This is a genomic window from Aeromonas veronii bv. veronii (assembly GCF_000820225.1).
GTDB classification, from domain to species: Bacteria; Pseudomonadota; Gammaproteobacteria; order Enterobacterales; family Aeromonadaceae; genus Aeromonas; species Aeromonas veronii.
In genome coordinates this window covers 232076-249026 of record NZ_CDDK01000031.1, presented here as the reverse complement: position 1 = coordinate 249026, position 16951 = coordinate 232076, and the positions used below count along the sequence as shown (strand labels likewise).

The following is a 16951-nucleotide window of genomic DNA, read 5'->3' as shown; positions in this document are numbered from 1 at the left end:
GGCAAAAAGAAAACCGGGCCAAGTGGCCCGGTTTGCTGACATCGTATTGCCTGATTACATGAAGGTAAGCGGCATGATGATGTGGAACTTGACGTCGTGCTCGGAGGCGAAGATGTTGGGGTAATCGGTCCAACCGCCGCCCTGGCTGATGTCGTTGTTGTAGTCGGTGTAGTGCAGTTTGAACAGGGTGCCTTTCAGCTTGCCATCCTGCACGGTATAGGTGACATCGAAGTTGGCTGCCCATTCGGTATCTTCACCGTTGGCTGCTTTCTTGCCTTGACCGGTTTCGATATCCCAACCGTAAGCACCGGATACACCGACGGACCAGCCAGGCGCACCAACCAGGTCATCCAGAGAACGGGTCACGCCGAAAAACAGCGCTTTCTCGTTGTTGGCGTTCCAGTCAGAGCGGGAGTCCCACCAAATTTCGTTGGCACCCTGGGAGTTGGCGTAGCCACGGGTCAGACGGGGCAGGTAGTTGCCTTCCGCACCTTCAGCCTTGGTCCACAGACCTTCCAGACGGAAGCCGTACGGGCCCATGCCCCAGGCTGCTGTCAGAGCTTGTTGCCATGCCAGACCGTCATAAGTCTCGATCTGGGAAGCGCCCTTGGTGTAGGTCTCGGTCTCGGAACCGTAGAACTGGTAGCTGGTGGAGAGGCCGCCCAGTACGTCAAACTTGTGAGCCAGTTTGAAGTGGTAGCTGTCCATGTAGCCTTCGGACTGACCGAAAGAACCGGTCACAGCAGTGCCATTTTCGAAGGTGTAACGGGCTGCAATACCGTGGATGTAGTCGATGACGTTTTCATCAGCGAACGGATCCATCCACGCTTTGGCACGGGAGAAGACCTGAGTCTCTTTGTACCAGGGGGCCTTGTACTCGTCAGCGATGGCGTAGGTCAGGTAGAGGCCACCGAAGTTACCTTCAACTTGACCACCACGATAGGTACCCGGCTGATAAGACCAGTTAACACCGATTTGGCCAGGGACATACAGCTGGGTATAACCACCCTTGGCAGTGATGCCGCCGTCCAGGAATTTCAGCTTCATCGCTGCGTTGGAGAGGCTGAAACCACCTTCAGGGGAGCCATCTTTGGCGTTGTTGCCCCAAGAACGGCCAGCGAAGGAGAATTCGTTTTCCTGGTTGACCGGGTGATTTTCGGTAACGGCCAGGTCATAGGCACCGAAGCCGCCCAGATCCAGACCTACGGTGTCCCAGGCATAACCGGAGTTGAAGTTAAGAGCGGCTTGAACGGTGGAATGGCTCAGGTTGGACTGGTATTTGCCTTCTTTCTTGGCTGCAGTCGGGTCACCATCGATGCGCTGACGATCACGCTGGAAGTAGAACAGACCGCCGGTCAGTTTGGAGTCTTTAACGAAGGTTTCATAGGACTGGCCGTATTCCGGGCTCATCATGTCCTGGGCTGCCAACGCCATACCGGGGGCGACCAGAGCGGCTACCACAGCGGCACTCAAAGCGGCGCGCTTGAAGATCACTTTTTCCATTTTTATTGCTCCTGATTTTATGGACTTAGCTTTTTTTCCGGCAGTTGGCATCGGGCCTACCGCTCGGTATTGGCATTGCAATCAAAACCCCGAAGGGCAAAAAATCTTGTCTTGGCTACCTGCAAACCCGGATGTCTTGGCACATCTGTAGTTGGCAGTCCTGATCATCACATGTTGTTTTTTTATGTTCCGATTCTTGGCTATCGGACAACCCCAAGAGTACGTTCGCGGTGCGAAATATCAATGAAAAGTTCCCTCAACGTTTCAAAAGTATGACCGAGTGCAAATAATCATGGGCAAGGTCGTAAACAGCCTCATGGCAGGTATCACGGTGATGAGAGCGTTTTCTTGAGGCTGCGGGCAGCGCCAGTGCGGGTTTTCATCCGGTACGGGGGACGAGGTGTCAGTTAACCTGCCGATAACAGATAATTTTGTGCTACAAAAAAACTTTCCCTCTGGTCGAGGGAAAGTGATCTGGTGAGGATGTGGGGCAAATAGGGGTCAGCCTTGCTGGCCGAGGATGCGGGGGATCTGCTGCGCCTGATGGTGGATATGGGACGAGACCTGCACCGAGAGCTGACTCACCTGACGGGCATGCTGATGGATACGGGTGATCAGATCGGCAAAACTGGCCAGCTTGTGTTCCTGACTTTTGGCATTGTCGGCGCCTTGCAGGGCGATCACTGCGGTGTTGCGGGCGATCTCCCTCACCGCCTGGGTAGTCTGGCGCAGTTGTTCCGCCTGTGCCCGCTGGCGGCTTGATTCGCTGGTGATTCGGTTCAGTACAGTGCCAAGTTGTTCGCCGGATTGGGTCAGGCGCCCCAGAATATCGGTGATCTGGTTGAGGGATTGCTGGGTATTGGCCGAGAGGTGACGCACTTCATCGGCAACCACGGCAAAGCCGCGTCCCTGTTCCCCTGCGCGGGCCGCTTCGATGGCGGCGTTGAGGGCCAGCAAGTTGGTCTGCTGAGCGATATGACCGATCACATCGACAATTGCCGTCACATCGGCAACCGAGCGGGTGAGGGCTTGCAGCGCCTCATCGCTCTCGTCAATCGCCAGTCCGGTCTGATGAGTGGCGTGCAGCATGCTCCCCACCAGATCTTCGCTCTGGCTCATCGCCTGTTCGTTATGGTGGGCATGCTGGGCGATGTCGGCGGCAACCTGATGAACTTCTCCGGCCAGCTGGTTCAGCTCATCCATCATCTGGCCGCTCTCGTCGACCACCTGTTCGGTGGTGCGGGTGCTGTGGTGGATCTCGTCAACCTGACTGACCATCCCTTGCAGACTGAGGGATACCGCTGACAGCTGCCCCTCTTTCTGTTGTTGATCCTGCTGCAGGCGGCCGATCAGCCGGTTGTAGCTGGCAACGATATCGGCCAGCTCGTTGCGTTCGCGCCCGTCAGGCAACGGCTCGGCCTGCCCCGTCTGATCGAGCTGCAGAAAGGCTCCGCGCAGTCGCAACAAGGGGACGAGTAGCCAGCGTCGTTGCACCAGCGCAAACAGCAGGGCGACTATCACCAGACAGAGCGCCAGCGTGCCGAGGATGGTGGCCAGCTCCTGATTGACGGCTTGCCGATCGCGGGAAAGTTGTTCCCCCATCTGTCTGGTCGCTTGCAACATGGCCATGATGTCTTGCTGCACGGTCTGGCGGCCAGCCTGTTGTTGCTGAAGCGCCGTGCGGCTGTTGGCCAGCTCCTGCGGATAGCGGCCCAGCAACGAGCGTAATTCGCTGCGCGGTTGATCTCCCAGCTCCTTGCGTACCGGCTCCCCTAGGGTGAACTCATCGGCGGGCGCCTCTTCATACAGGCCGAGCAGCGGCAAGGCTTGCAGCGCTTGCGCCTGTTTTTGCAGCGCTTCCAGCTCGAAGCGGATCCCTGCGAGCAGCTTCTCATTGCCCTGTTCCATATAGCTTTGGCGCAAATGGGCGAGGCGCGGCAGGCTCGCCAGGATCTCGGTTGCAGCGCGGCGATATTGCTGTGCTGCGGCAGATTGTTCCGTGCTGGCGCCTTGCTCCCCATAGCGGATCAGCGCCATGGCCTGGCTGCCCAGCTCACTCTCCGCATTTTGCAGCAGCAGCTGGCTGTTGCCCGAGAGCTTGCCTGCGGCCTGATAGTCGTGCGCGATGCGCTGCGCCATCTGTTCGAGTTGCTGTCTGAGCGGGGCTGCCATGGCATCATCCTGAGCGGCCAGCGAGGAGAGCGCTTGCTGACGGACCTTCTCCGCTGCTGTTAGTTGTTGCGGATCGCCGCTGTTGAGGTAGTCACGCAGGCTGTTTTGCAGGGTCACGGTCACCAGTTGTTGCAGCGTCTCGTGTTGATGCTGGGCCTGATTGGTATGGGCAAGCTGTTGCCAGCCGTGGTAGAGGGCCAGCGCCTGTCCTCCCGCAACCAGTAACAAAACAAGGGAGGATAGGGTGGCGTAATGGGCGATTTTCACGGGGTAATTCCTGTCAGCACAGACCATGGGGGAGCGTGGCCAGAGCCTAAACAGGGATGATGGCGTTTTTATGACAACATGGTCAGGTTGCCCTATCTTGCCGGCTTAACTGACTGGGGATACCTGAGCGCTGTTGCGTTGGCCAAGCATACCGAGCAGGGCGCCTCCCATAATAAGTGCACCGGCCAGCAGATGGCGCGAGGTCAGCGTTTCTCCATTGAGCAACACCAGCAGCAAGGTGCTCAGCAGCGGTGTCAGGTAGGCAAGGGCACCGATCCGGCGTGGATCGCCGTCTCGCAGTGCCAGATACCAGGTCACAAAGGCCGCCCCCATCGGGCCCAGCGCCAGCCCGATGATCAGCCACCAGTCACTGGTGGGGATCTGCGCGAGCGGCAGGGGCCCCTCCAGCAGACGGGCAAGCAGCAGCGCCAGCAAACCCGCGGGCAGACAGGCTGCCGCAGTGACCACTGCGGGGGCTGGCGGCAGACGGCGTGATAATACCGAGTAGGCTCCCCAGACGACAGCTGCACCGAGCGCCAACAGGTATCCCGGCAGATAGGTCTGCTGTAGTTGCAGCTCGCCGTTGACCATCACCAGCATGGAGCCCGCCAGACCAAAGGCGCCAGCCAGCAGGTGATGGGCATGGAGTGGATGGCCGGGCAACAACAGCGGGGTGAACAGAATGATGCAGAGCGGCCAGAGGTAGTTGATGAGGTTGGCCTCCAGCACCGGGGCATGGCGAAAGCTCATAAAGAGCAGCAGATGGTAGAGCAGCAATGCCGTAACCGTCACCAGCCAGGTAATAGGACGAGCGCGCCATTGGCGCCAAAACGGCAAGGCCCCGACCCCGCAGAAAAACAGCACCAGCCCGACCAGCACCAGTGGTGACACGCTGGTGACCCGTGACGTCAGCGCCGCCAGCGAGGCCCACAGCACAATGGTCAGCAGTGCAAAACCGGTGGATCTATCCCACCAGGAACATCCGGACATCCAACACTCCTTTGCAAGATGAGACAGGGCTTGGCCTCACAGACAAGCCGAAGAGAAGCAGTCTATCAGAGAGCGCATGCTCTGAACGCAGAAAGGAGAGGGTCATTACGGTTGGATGGTCGGATTCATTGTCGCCAAAAACGACCAAGGGGTTGGCATCGTGATGATGCCAACCCCTTGTTTTGTATGGCGCTCCCGACTGGAGTCGAACCAGTGGCCTGTCCCTTAGGAGGGGACCGCTCTATCCTGCTGAGCTACGGGAGCTGTGTGGCGGGCATTATACAAGAAGCAACTCCCTTTTAAACCCTTGATTCTTATTCCAATACTGCCAAATCCCCATTCTGGATGTTAAACGGCGAATATTTGTTCTGGCTGCTGATGATGGCGCCATCGTCGAATACCTGTACCACCTCGAACAGGCCGTCGGCCGGGTTGCGCATCATGCGCGACTTGCCGTAGGGGTCGATGAAGTCGGCGTTGTGCTGGATGCGGAACTGATCGCCGAGCTTGACACCGTTGCGCCGTCCCAGATTGATGTAGGGGCCGCGTTCGTTCTGGCCGACCACCCGGGCGGTGACCGGGGCGCAGGTAAGCTGGGCTACCAGATCCTGAGCCGCCTGCTGCAACTGGTAGTTGACCTCCTGACCGTAGCTCGACTGCCAGAACTGGCCGCTGTTGCTGCCCACTTGCTCCCGCTTGCCAAAGGTCCAGGTTGCGCGCCCTTCATAGACCTTGCGGTTGATCAGGCTGCCGTTGATGCCGTCGAACAGGTAGAGCTGCATGCGAAAATTGCGGACGGGATCCTGATACCAGCTGGTCAGCTGGTTGCCCTGCGGTTCGATGGAGAGATCGTCGATGCTGCCAAGCACCAGATACTGGCTGTCGGTGCGCAGGCTGAGAGCCTTGATCTCCTCGAGGGCACTGCGATCCCCCTGTTGCAGATGAAGCGGGTCGATGCGCAGGTTTTCATCCAGCCACTGGCGCACTGCGACCCCTTGCGGCGCATTGGCGAGGGTCTCGAACAGTCGTCGCGAGAGGTTCTCCGGCATGTCGTCCATGGCGCCGTAGCTGGCCTGATCCGGATAGCGCATCCGCAGCCTGACCAGTGTCAAATCCTTGGCGAAGTGCTGGGTCTGGCAGATCTGGCGCTCGGCCTGAATGTCGGCCACCAGGGTGATATACATGCGGCCGTTGCGCACCTCTTCCCGCTTGAGCCGGTACTGGCGAATGTCGCCGCCGGAGCGGATCTGGATCTGCTCGGAGCGAAGGCTGCCATTTTCCAGACGCTGGACGCTGGAAACGGCCGCGCCGCTGGCCAGCAAGGCCTGACGCAGGGCGTCGCGGGTCGCCTGCTCGCGGGCATAGACCTCATCGCCCCCCAGAATGGCGGCGCTGCCCTGCGCTTCGATAAGCTCGGCTCGGGCGCTCAGGCTGGCCAGCAGCAGGGTCAACAGCAGCGGTAATTTCATAGCAGATACCTTGAGTTGGCGGACAGCCGCGCCATTTTGAGGAAATGGCGTCTGCTGGCCGACATGGATCACAACACGTTCCAAGTGGCAGCGCACGTTGGCGCTGACGATGTCCATTAAAAAGCAAGAATCATGCCTCATTCCCGGCTCAAGCTTTGTCCGGCGCGTCCGATAATAAGTCAGGTGCAGATACAGGAAAGGTATCCATGAACAAACTCATCACGGTGTTGGCGCTTGCCCTGGCATTGACCGGGTGTGGCTCCGACCCTATCAATCGGGATCAGGGTGACCCCCGCCAGGCGGCGCAGGGGATGGAACTCAACTGGCTGGTGGCGCGCATGACCGATCAGCTGATGGAGCGCAAATCGCTGACCACCCTGACCGAACCCATCGCGGTGGCCTCTTTCGTCGATCTCGATACCCTGCAGGATACCAACTGGATGGGGCAGCAGATTGAGGAGAGCTTTATCTACGAGCTCAACCGTCGCGGCGAGGTGGTGGTGGACTTCAAGCTGACCGGTAGCATCAAGGTGACCCCGCAGGGGGACTTCGTGCTGAGCCGCAACTACAAGGAGCTCTCTTCCCGTTTGCCGATCTCCCGCATTCTGGTCGGCACCTTCAGCCGCAACAGCAAGGGAATTTTGGTCAATGCCCGCGTTATCGACATGCGCACCAAGATGGTGGAGACCACTGCCCAGAGCCTGATCCCGCAAAAATATCTGTTCGGTGCCAACAATTCGTTTGGTCGGGCATCGATCAATCGCGGTTATCTGATGCGTGACAGTCAGGCCCGGCCGGGCGGTCATCTGGTCAACCTGACCCCGTGAGGAGCGAGTCATGAAGATCCTGTTTGGTTGCCTGTTGGCACTCTTGCTCACCGGTTGCAGCTACAACCGGGTGGTGGATTACACCCAAGGTGGCAAGCCCGATGATTTTCCGGTGCTCAAGGCGGTGGGGTATGCGGTGATCGACATCCAGCCCGGCCCCTCCCAATCGGAGAAGATGCTGCAAGCCATTCGCGCCTCCAAGATGGATGCCTATCGCGAGCTGGCAGAGCAGCTCAATGGTCAGCAGGTGCGCGGTCAGAGCAGCTATCGTGACCTGACCCAGACCTCCAACTCGCTGGATGTTTCTGTGGCGGGGGTGGTGCGCGGTGCCCGGGTGGTTGCCTCTTATCCGCGCGGCAATACCTATGCCACCGAGATGGAGCTCGATACCCGTGCCCTCTACAACATCAACCAGCTGATGGCCGGTCAGTTCTGAGTTGATGGGCTTGCCGTGAAAACCGGCATCAAAACAAAAGGCGAGCAGGGTGCTCGCCTTTTGTCGTTGTGGGCTGGTTAGCTCCCCATCAGCACCGGCGGCACTGCGGTGGGTTTCACATCCTCGCTCGGGTAGCAGCCAAGCACCTTGATATAGCGGGTGATCTTGGTCAGCTCCACCAGTGCGGCCTGCATCGCCGGGGTCTGCAGGTTGGCGGAGACATCCAGATAGAACATCTCTTCCCACGGGTTGCCCTGCACCGGACGGGATTCGAGCTTGGTCATGTTGATCTCGTGGCTGCGCAGTACCAGCAGCGCCTCGACCAGCGAACCCGGCTTCTGGGAGGTGGACATGATGAGGGTGGTCTTGGCCGGGATCTGCGGCGCCACGTCGATGGGCTTGCGCGCCACCACGATGAAGCGGCTGTAGTTCTCTTTCTGGTTGGCGAGCTGCTCGGCCAGCACATCCAGACCATAGAGCTCGCCACCGGCGGCGCTGCCGATGGCGGCGGCCTCCGGGCTGGCCAGTTCTTTCACCTTCATCATGGCACTGGAGGAGGAGTCGCAGATCTCGTGACGGGCACCTTCCAGCTTGCTCAGATAGTGGGAGCACTGCTGAAACACCTGCGGGTGGGCATAGAAGGTCTTGATGCGACTCAGCTCGGTCGGGACGGCGGTGAGAATGCAGTGCTCGATGGGGTAGGTGAGCTCGCCGACGATGGAGAGGCTGGTATGCTGCATCACGTCATAGACTTCGTTGATGGAGCCCGAGCTGGTGTTTTCGATGGGCAGCACGCCGAAGGCGGCGCGACCCGACTCCACCGCATCCAGCACTTCGCGGAAGTTCTGGCAGTTCACCTCGATCACCTGATCCTTGTAGCGCGCCAGATATTTGCGGGCGGCGAGGCTGGAGTATGAACCGCGCGGCCCAAGATAGGCGACGCTGGTCATCGGCTCCTGCTGCTCCGGGTTGAGCAGGCTCTGCAGATAGGCCTGCTGGGAGAGCACAGAGTCTTCGATGATGGTGTGATAGATGCGAGTGATGTACTGGGCATCCAACCCAAGCACGCGCCCTTTCTGGATCAGGGCGACCAGCAGCTCCTGCTCCCGCTGGTGGTCACGAATGGGGCGCGGGTTGGCTTGCTTGGCACGGGCGACCTCGATGCTGAGGGTCTTGCGTTTCGCCAGCAGGGCAAGCAGCTCCTGATCCAACCGGGTGATGTCTTGTCTGATCTCGTCGAGCGTTGCCATGATTGTTCCCTATCCAAGTAATCGATTGATATTAATGCAAAAAAAAGCCTCCGCTAGGGGAGGCTCGATTCGTCTTTGCTTTCTGTTCACACGACGACAGGCCTTCCCTCAAGCGGGCCGGATAAACGAGAAAGCAAAGAAGAATGGTGCGTGCATAGGTGTGTCCTTGAAGTAACGTCATAACCATTAAGGGATTTGCCGGTCTGATGCAAGTAAAACTTGCCCGCGGGCGGGGATGGGGGCAGGGTATCCGGTTAAGAAAATGGCGTATGAATGATGTTCTATTGACTCTGTTTTTATGACTGAAACCCAGTGGGGGAGGTAAAGACGATGGCGATTATTTTCGATCTGGGACGGGTGGTGGTGAGCTGGGATCCGGTAGGCATAGTGCGTTCCGTGCGTGGTCCGCAAGGGGCCGAACAGTTGGCCGAGCAGCTCTTTAACCACCCGGATTGGCTGGAGGTAGACAGAGGCACCATGTCGCTCCACACCATGGCCCGGGAAGCGCAAGCGCGCACCGGCCTTTCGGCGGCACAGAATCTGGCCATTTTACAGGCAGTTCCCGCCTCCCTGCAGCCAGATCCCGCTATGCTAACCCTGATAGCCGAGCTTCACGGGGCGGGGTACACCCTGTATGCCCTCTCCAACATGGGTCATGCCAGCATCGACTGGCTGGAGCAGCATCAGGATTTCTGGCGCTTCTTTAGCGGCAAGGTGGTGTCGGCGCGGGTACGGATGATGAAGCCGGAGCCGGATATCTACCGCTATCTGCTGGTGTCGTTCGATCTGAAACCGGCAGAGTGCATCTTCATCGATGACAGTCCCGCCAACATCGCGGCCGCCGAGGCCCTCGGTATCAGGGGGATCGTCTTTACCGACGCGGCGAGTTGCCGCCAGCAACTGAGTGAGCTGGGCTGTTTGCCCGCCACCGGCAGGGGGTGATGCCCCTCTAGGAGCACTATGGAGCATGGCCGGTTTCGCAATTGGCTCAGTCACTATCCCGAGGCGACCCTGATCATCGCCTGCAAGGATGGCAGCGGTTATCAGCTCTGTGTTGAGGCAGAAGGAGAGTGCCTCTGCCTGACCGACAGCGAGGGAGGACGCCTGACCTTCACCTCACTGGATCAGGCGCAGGGTTTCTTGCGAGCCCATCGGGTTCACCAAGCAAGATTACGAATTTATGACGCCCAAAATGAAGATTTAGCAGCAGAATCACAGGAAATAATCATCAAGTTTTAATTTTAACCAGACTCTTTAAGGGTCTATTCAGTTTGTTTGCCGCACAATACTGCACCTGTTCATCATCCGGAGCTGTTTAATGGGTGCCAATGTAGTTGTACTGAATCAGGGATATGATCACTCTTTTCAAGCCAGGGAACAGCTGCTGATTGAGCGACTGGCAAGTTTTGACGAGCTGGTTGTCTCTTTTTCGGGACGGTTGGAATCCTGCTACAGCATCGAGCTGTGCCGCGCTGCCGGTGTGAAAATCCACGCAATTACCCTCGATAATCCGACCCGCAGTCGCAGCGAAGTGGCCCGAGCCCGCCGTTATTGCCAGCGTTATGGCATCGATCACTGGGTCATCAAGAGTGACGAGATCGTCTTTTGCGATCGCCTGCCAAATATTGAAGGACTGATCGACCCGGTTCGCCGCATTGGTGAGTATGTGCAGACTCGTTCGGAATGGACTCATCTGCCGTTGCTGGTTCCGGCAGCGGTGGAGGAGCGTGATGATTATCTTGCCCAGTTCGGGTCTCTGCCTGCCAACTCTATCTGGTTTTTTGCCGACAACGGATTGATGCGCCGCGATTATCGTTACGGCTTCAACAAGCGTCAGCTCGGTCGTTGGGGCAAGGGGAACAATGGTTGCCTCAGCAATCGCTTCACCAATCCACGGCAGCTTGAGCAGCGTTATCTGCGAATGGTGGATCAGGCCGAGCAGATGCTGGCCGACATGGGGCTGGACGAGGCACAGGTCTTTTTCCATACCCTGTGCGACTGCTCCACCACCTTGGCCCGGGTGCGTCTGCCCGAGCATCAGCGTGCGCAGGCCTTTGATATGCAATCGGATATTTTGTCCGCCCTCAAGGGGAGCAAGTTCGATCTGGTGACCCTGGATATGGCACAGAAAGAGCGACACGATCTCGCCATCTAGCCTGCGGGCAAGCGATGCGGGTGCCAGAACGTGAGTGCCGTCATAGGCAAGGGGCGACGGGACTGTTTATACTGTCGCCCTTTCACCCGTTACCGAGCTTCGCCCAATGAAACCCTTCTCCCGTCTGCTGATTGCCCTGTGCCTCTCCCCCGTACTGGCGCAGGCTGCCCCTCTTTCTCAGGTGACGCTGCCCGATGGTCGGCAGGTTCAGCTTAACGACGACTTCACCTGGGAGTATCTGGTGGTCAAACCGGCAGAACCCGTACAGGGCGTGGCTGCTGATGGGAAGGCTGGACCCGTGGTGGCCGTCGCTGCTCCGGTGCTGACCGATCAGGCCAAGGCCAATCCGGAACTGCTTGCCCAGATGGCGCGTGACGGTGTGGTGGTCAAGCTGGACAAGATCGAGGGATCTGACCCGCTGGCGCTGACCTTTATGGTGAGCAATACCGGCACCCGCAATGTGGTCGGGGTGCGTGGCATGGTGACCCTGTTCAGTGCTGACGGGGTGCAGCTGAGCCGCCAGGAGGCCCGCTTCTGGGTTGCCGAGAATCGCCTGCCGGAGACCTATCTGCGCAAGGGGCAAGCCCGCCCGTCGCTGGCCCTCGAGATCCCCCGTCCTGCCGGATTGACCGGTCAGCCGCTGGTGCGGGTCGAAATTGACGAGGTGGTCTTCCGCTGATTTGGCGTTGTTCCGGCCCATGCAAACCGCTTGGGCCGGCAACTTGTTGCCGCTGACACCCCCTGCAATATCTGCTTACATCTGACATGGTTCTGCAACAGCTTGCAGCTCGGCAAGCCGAGCACCTGACCGCACAATGACTCCATACCAGCTCGCTAGCAACGGGCCCAATCACATGGAGTTATCATCATGAAAAAAGCAACTGTCTCTCTTCTGGTTCTGGCCGGGTTTGCCTCTACTTCCGTCATGGCGCAGGATGCCTTCAGCTACGCCAAGGGCGCAGCTACCTGGGCGCACACCAAATCCGACTATCTGAACAACAACCCGCTGTTCCCACGTGATGCCAGTAATCAGGGCACTCGCGATTTTGGCGGTGTGACGCTGGATCTCTCCAAATCGTTCTCCAACAACTTCTATGGTCGTCTGCTCTCCGAGGGTACCTCTGCCCAGCACGGCAACGACAGCATGGGTATCGGCAGCCTGGGTATCGGTGTTTTCACCCCGCTTAGCACTGGCTTGAACCTCTACGGTGAAACCGGTCTGATGGGTTACACCATGGAGCGCGAGCAGGCGTATGACGTCAAGGGCTGGGATCTGGTGAGCCGCAAGAGCAGTGGCAGCATGTACGGTGAAGTGGGTCTGCGCTACGACATCGGCAATGTCGAGCTCTCCACCGCTTATCGCTACGCCAACATGACCGACGATATGCACGACTTCAAGGTGGGCGGCGCCTACAAGCTCAACCAGAACTGGGCGCTGACTGCCGATTACACCTATCGCAACTGGGATCTGCAAAAAGGTTCCATCTCCAGCCTGGGTGTGAAGTACAGCTTCTAATTTTCCTTCCCGTAGTCCGTAGTGTCTTGATTTTTACCCATGGCGTTCGCCATGGGTTTTTTCTTTTTCCGGTGATCCCTTTTTTCTCCTTGTGTCGTATCAGTCGCAAATAGTTATACAACTTTCATTTTTTTGTATAACTGCTATAACTGAATCAATGCTTATACAAGGAGCGTCATCATGTACAAGATTAAAGTCGGTATCAGTGCCTGCCTGCTGGGACAAGAGGTGCGTTTCGATGGGGGCCACAAGCGCTCCAGCTTCTGCGAACGGGATCTTGGCGCTCACTTTGACTATCACCCCGTCTGTCCCGAGATGGCCATCGGTCTAGGGGCGCCTCGCGCCGCCATCCGGCTGGTCAAGCGCAACGGCGAGATCCGCGCCGAGGCGAGCAACGGTAGCTTCGATGTCACCGAAAAGCTGATTGCCTTCAGCGAGCAGAAAGCGCGCCAGCTCGACTTTATCTCCGGTTATATCCTCTGTGCCAAATCACCCAGCTGCGGCATGGAGCGGGTCAAGGTCTATGGCGCCAACAACGAGGGGAGCGCCAAGGAGGGGATTGGCCTCTTTGCCAAGGCGTTAATGGAGGCCAACCCCCTGTTGCCGGTCGAAGAGGATGGCCGCCTGTGCGACCCCATCCTGCGCGAGAACTTCGTGCTGCGGGTCTTTGCCTACCACGACTGGCAGCAGCTCTGCGCTCGCGGCATCACCGCCTCTGCGCTGATCCGCTTCCACTCCCGCTACAAGTATCTGGTGCTCTCCCACGCCACCACCCACTACCGCATCCTCGGCAAGTTGCTCGGTAATCTGGGCAAGTCCACCAATTTGCAGGAGGTGGCCGACAACTACATCAAGGGATTGATGACGGCGTTGACCCTGCGAGCCAACCGCCGCAGCCACACCAATGTGCTGATGCACCTGCAGGGCTACTTCAAGCGGGTGCTGACCCCGGCCCAGAAGCAGGAGCTTGCCGATACCATCGACAAGTACCGCACCGGCATATTCCCCTTGCTGGTGCCGCTCACCCTGATCCGCCACTACCTGCGCGAGTACCCCAATCCCTATCTCGCCGAGCAGGTTTATCTCAATCCGCACCCCGATACGCTCAAGCTGCGTTACGGGCTCTGAATCCGTTCTGTTGCCCCGGCGCATGGTTTGCGCCGGGGTGCTTTACCCCTCTGATTGATGGACGTTGTCATGTCTGATTTATCGCAAGAAGTTGCTCCTCTCGCTGATGAGGGGATCTACCCCATTCGCGAGGTCTCCCGTCTCACCGGCGTCAACGCCGTGACCCTGCGTGCCTGGCAGCGCCGCTACGGTCTGGTGCAACCGGCCCGCACCGAAAAGGGCCACCGCCTCTACAGCGAGCAGGATATTCGCCAGATCGGCGAGATCCTGAGCTGGCTGGAGCGGGGAGTGAGTATCGGGCAGGTGAAGGGGCTCTTGAGTGAACCCCATTCCGAGCCGGTGAGCGATCACTGGCAGCAGACCCTGGAGCTGTTCAGTCAAGCGCTGCTCGCCTTCAACCAGCGCAAGGCGGAGGCTGAGCTCAACGATCTGCTGGCGAGCTACCCGTTCGAGCTGGTGCGCAGCTGGATACTGCAACCGCTGGTGGAGCGGCTGCTGGGGCTGTGGCGCGAGCGGCCCGATGGCGAGTTGCTGCAACAGGTGTGGCTGGGCTGGCTCCATACCCGCTTCGCCCGTCACCTGATCGAGCAGGAGAAAGGCGTGCCGATCACGCTGGCGAGCTGGGGACAGGTTGGCCCCCTCGATCTGGTGTGGGCCGCCTACGAGCTGATCGGTCAGGGCTATGAGGTGCAACTGCTGGGGGCGGTCGAGCCGCGCCATGCCAGCCTGCTGGAGGGGCGTGCCGTTACCCCCTGGCTGGTGCTGCTGGGTGCCGGGCTCGGCAAGCAGGAGCTGGCCGCCGGGTGGCCCGCAGGCACACGCCTGTTTGGCGAGCTGGGGCGCCTCTACGACGATGAGTGGCTTAAAGCCCATGGCTGGCAGGCGAGCCTTGCCGAGTTGATAGCGGATGCCCCAGATGCTGCTGGCACCAGCGGACGCGGGAGGAAAAAATCATGAAGCTGGTCTGGTTTCGCAATGATCTGCGCCTCGCCGACAACCCCGCGCTGCGGCATGCCTGCGCCGGTGATGAGCCGGTCGCCGCGCTCTTTATCATCTCCCCCACCCAGTGGCGGCAGCACAAAATGGCCCCCATCCGTCAGCGCTTTATGTTGGCGCAGGTGGATGAGTTGGGCCGCGAGCTGGCGGCGCTCGGCATCCAGCTCCATCTGCTGCGAGTGGAGACTTTTGCCGAGGTGCCCGCTGTGTTGGCAAACCTCTGCCGCGAGCAGGGGGTGACCCAGCTCTACGCCAATCAGGCTATCGAGATCGATGAGCTGCGTCGCGACCATGCCGTCAGCGCCGCGCTGGCAGAGCAGGCGGTGAGTTGTCACTGGTTCAACGGCTGCTGCGTATTGCCGCCGGGGCGGGTACTGACCGGCTCGGGTGAGATGTTCAAGGTCTTCACCCCTTTCAGCCGCGCTTGGCTCAAGTCCCTCGACGAGGAGGGGTTTGTCATTCATCGCGCGCCGACACCGCGTGGCGAGCCTTTGCCGTGGCAGCCGCTGGCTGAGCGGGCGTGGGTTGATGAAGCTCTCGGCGAGCTGACGGTTGATCCGCGTTGGCCAGTGGGGGAGGCAGAAGCTCTGCGCCGTTTGAACATTTTTCTGGAACAGGCAGTGCTCGACTATGGGGAGACCCGGGATTTTCCTGCCATCGCGGGCACCTCTGTGCTCTCCCCCTATCTGGCGGCGGGCATCATCAGTCCTCGTCAGTGTGTGGCGGTGCTCCAGCAGCGCCTTGGCTATCGGCCCCAGTCGAAGGCTCAGCCCGGCTTTGTCTGGCTTAATGAGCTCATCTGGCGCGAGTTCTATCGCCACCTGCTGGTGCTGATCCCGGCCCTCTCCATGAATCGTCCCTTCAAGCCCGAGACGGCGGCCTTGCCGTGGAGCTGGGATCCGGATGCCTTCGCCGCCTGGTGCGAGGGACGTACCGGTTACCCCATTGTCGATGCGGCGATGCGCTGTCTCAACACCACCGGCTGGATGCACAACCGGCTGCGGATGATAGTGGCGAGCTTTCTCACCAAGGATCTCCATATCCACTGGCGGCTCGGGGAGGATTATTTCATGAGTCGGCTCATCGATGGGGATCTGGCGGCCAACAACGGCGGCTGGCAGTGGGCGGCGGGGACCGGTGCCGATGCGGCGCCCTATTTTCGGGTGTTCAACCCCACCACTCAGGGGCAACGATTTGATCCACAAGGGGAGTTTATCCGTACCTGGGTAACTGAACTTGCCGATATTCCCCCCGCTTATGTGCATCAGCCCCACGACTGGCTGCGGCTCAAGGGGCGACAGGATTATCCGGTACCCATGGTGGATCACGCCGTTGCCCGGGTGAGAGCCATCGAGATGTTTCGCTCTCTGGAGAAATAGGATGAACGAGCCGCTGGCCCGCTTTATTGGCCTCTATCAGCAACTGGACAAACAGCAGTTGCACCGCTTGCCCGAGGTCTATGCCGAACAGGTGGTCTTTACCGATCCGGCCCACCGTATCGAGGGGCTGGCGGCCCTTGGCGACTATTTTGCCGCCCTCTATCAGCGCCTCGCCTACTGCCGTTTCGTCATCACCAGTCAGCAGCAGCAAGGGCAGCAGGCCTGGCTCGGCTGGACCATGACCTTTTCTCACCCCAGATTGCGTGGTGGTGAGCCGGTGACGGTGGAGGGGGCCACCCGCCTCGAATTCGACGAGGCGGGCAAGGTGTGCCAGCACCGGGACTATTTTGACCTGGGCGCCATGCTCTACGAGCAGTTGCCGCTGCTTGGGCCCGTGGTGCGCACCATCAAGATGAGGCTTGGCGCATGAGCGGCCGGGTGCTTATTACAGGCGCGACCTCCGGCATAGGTCGTCAACTGGCGCTGGATTACCGGCGCGCCGGCTGGCAGGTGTGGGGTTGTGGCCGCGATGGCGAACGGCTGCAGGCGCTGGGGCTGCACGGCGTCACGCCGCTGCAGTTCGATGCCCGGGATCTGGCCGCTATGAGCGGGGTGGCTGCTACGCTGCCATCCCTCGATCTGCTGATCCTCAACGCAGGCAACTGCGAGTACATGGATGTGGCGGAGGGGTTTGACAGCGAGCTGTTTGCCCGAGTGATTGAGACCAATCTGACCGCCACCGGCCATGCTTTGGCCGCCTTCTTGCCGTTGCTCGGGGCTGGGTCACGGCTGGCCATCGTCAGCTCGTCGGTGAGCTGGCTGCCGCTGCCGCGAGCCGAGGCCTATGGCGCCTCCAAGGCGGC

At 59.5% G+C, this 16951-nt stretch carries 17 protein-coding genes, 1 tRNA gene and 1 other annotated feature; of the genes, 12 read left to right on the top strand and 6 right to left on the bottom strand.

Features of this window, described 5'->3' with window-relative positions; translation table 11 throughout:
• Positions 1-54: 54 nt before the first annotated feature.
• The 5 genes from BN1139_RS13765 to BN1139_RS13745 all read right to left on the bottom strand — a co-directional run bounded on the left by BN1139_RS13765 (position 55) and on the right by BN1139_RS13745 (position 6401).
• The gene (locus BN1139_RS13765; RefSeq protein ID WP_005338723.1) at positions 55-1503 is read right to left on the bottom strand and encodes an OprD family outer membrane porin; all 1449 of its coding nucleotides are present in this window, start codon (positions 1501-1503) and stop codon (positions 55-57) included.
• A 501-nt stretch (positions 1504-2004) separates the two neighbouring features.
• Positions 2005-3942 carry a methyl-accepting chemotaxis protein gene (locus tag BN1139_RS13760; RefSeq protein WP_005349613.1) on the bottom strand — a complete coding sequence of 646 codons (1938 nt, stop codon included), beginning with the start codon at positions 3940-3942 and terminating at the stop codon, positions 2005-2007.
• A 105-nt stretch (positions 3943-4047) separates the two neighbouring features.
• Positions 4048-4932: a DMT family transporter gene (locus BN1139_RS13755; protein WP_005349615.1), complete on the bottom strand. Its 885-nt coding sequence runs from the start codon at positions 4930-4932 to the stop codon at positions 4048-4050.
• Positions 4933-5119: 187 nt separating this feature from the next.
• Positions 5120-5196, bottom strand: a tRNA-Arg gene (locus tag BN1139_RS13750).
• Positions 5197-5246: 50 nt separating this feature from the next.
• Positions 5247-6401: a flagellar assembly protein FlgT gene (locus tag BN1139_RS13745; protein ID WP_005349617.1), complete on the bottom strand. Its 1155-nt coding sequence runs from the start codon at positions 6399-6401 to the stop codon at positions 5247-5249.
• A gap of 206 nt (positions 6402-6607) precedes the next feature.
• Here BN1139_RS13745 and BN1139_RS13740 point away from each other — a divergent pair, with 206 nt between their 5' ends.
• Positions 6608-7228 carry a FlgO family outer membrane protein gene (locus BN1139_RS13740; RefSeq protein ID WP_005349620.1) on the top strand — a complete coding sequence of 207 codons (621 nt, stop codon included), beginning with the start codon at positions 6608-6610 and terminating at the stop codon, positions 7226-7228.
• A gap of 10 nt (positions 7229-7238) precedes the next feature.
• On the top strand, positions 7239-7664 hold the full coding sequence (locus tag BN1139_RS13735; RefSeq protein WP_005349622.1) for an LPP20 family lipoprotein: 426 nt from the start codon (positions 7239-7241) through the stop codon (positions 7662-7664).
• A 77-nt stretch (positions 7665-7741) separates the two neighbouring features.
• Here BN1139_RS13735 and pheA read toward each other — a convergent pair whose 3' ends face one another.
• Entirely contained in the window at positions 7742-8914 is a 1173-nt protein-coding gene (pheA, locus tag BN1139_RS13730; RefSeq protein WP_005343631.1) for a prephenate dehydratase, read from the bottom strand.
• Between the two features lie 38 nt (positions 8915-8952).
• Positions 8953-9074, bottom strand: a sequence feature (Phe leader region).
• Between the two features lie 170 nt (positions 9075-9244).
• Here pheA and BN1139_RS13725 point away from each other — a divergent pair.
• The 10 genes from BN1139_RS13725 to BN1139_RS21785 form a co-directional block, all read left to right on the top strand.
• The gene (locus tag BN1139_RS13725; RefSeq protein ID WP_005349628.1) at positions 9245-9856 is read left to right on the top strand and encodes an HAD family hydrolase; all 612 of its coding nucleotides are present in this window, start codon (positions 9245-9247) and stop codon (positions 9854-9856) included.
• Positions 9857-9874: 18 nt separating this feature from the next.
• On the top strand, positions 9875-10153 hold the full coding sequence (locus BN1139_RS13720) for a DUF6482 family protein (RefSeq protein ID WP_005338699.1): 279 nt from the start codon (positions 9875-9877) through the stop codon (positions 10151-10153).
• A 79-nt stretch (positions 10154-10232) separates the two neighbouring features.
• On the top strand, positions 10233-11069 hold the full coding sequence (locus BN1139_RS13715) for an adenine nucleotide alpha hydrolase family protein (protein WP_005349631.1): 837 nt from the start codon (positions 10233-10235) through the stop codon (positions 11067-11069).
• Positions 11070-11175: 106 nt separating this feature from the next.
• Positions 11176-11748: a DUF3157 family protein gene (locus tag BN1139_RS13710; protein ID WP_005349633.1), complete on the top strand. Its 573-nt coding sequence runs from the start codon at positions 11176-11178 to the stop codon at positions 11746-11748.
• A gap of 189 nt (positions 11749-11937) precedes the next feature.
• Positions 11938-12585, top strand: coding sequence for an autotransporter (locus tag BN1139_RS13705; RefSeq protein ID WP_005349637.1), 648 nt, complete (start codon positions 11938-11940; stop codon positions 12583-12585).
• A gap of 180 nt (positions 12586-12765) precedes the next feature.
• Positions 12766-13713, top strand: coding sequence for a YbgA family protein (locus BN1139_RS13700; RefSeq protein ID WP_005338692.1), 948 nt, complete (start codon positions 12766-12768; stop codon positions 13711-13713).
• Positions 13714-13782: 69 nt separating this feature from the next.
• Positions 13783-14670, top strand: coding sequence for a MerR family transcriptional regulator (locus BN1139_RS13695; RefSeq protein ID WP_005349639.1), 888 nt, complete (start codon positions 13783-13785; stop codon positions 14668-14670).
• Entirely contained in the window at positions 14667-16088 is a 1422-nt protein-coding gene (gene phrB, locus BN1139_RS13690; RefSeq protein WP_005349641.1) for a deoxyribodipyrimidine photo-lyase, read from the top strand. The genes BN1139_RS13695 and phrB overlap by 4 nt, the downstream gene beginning before the upstream one ends.
• 1 nt (position 16089) lies before the next feature.
• Positions 16090-16518 (top strand): nuclear transport factor 2 family protein, encoded by a 429-nt coding sequence (locus BN1139_RS13685; protein WP_005343652.1) that lies wholly within the window; start codon positions 16090-16092, stop codon positions 16516-16518.
• Positions 16515-16951: SDR family NAD(P)-dependent oxidoreductase (locus BN1139_RS21785; RefSeq protein WP_041980618.1), on the top strand; the 437-nt coding region annotated here is incomplete at its 3' end. The genes BN1139_RS13685 and BN1139_RS21785, both read left to right, overlap by 4 nt.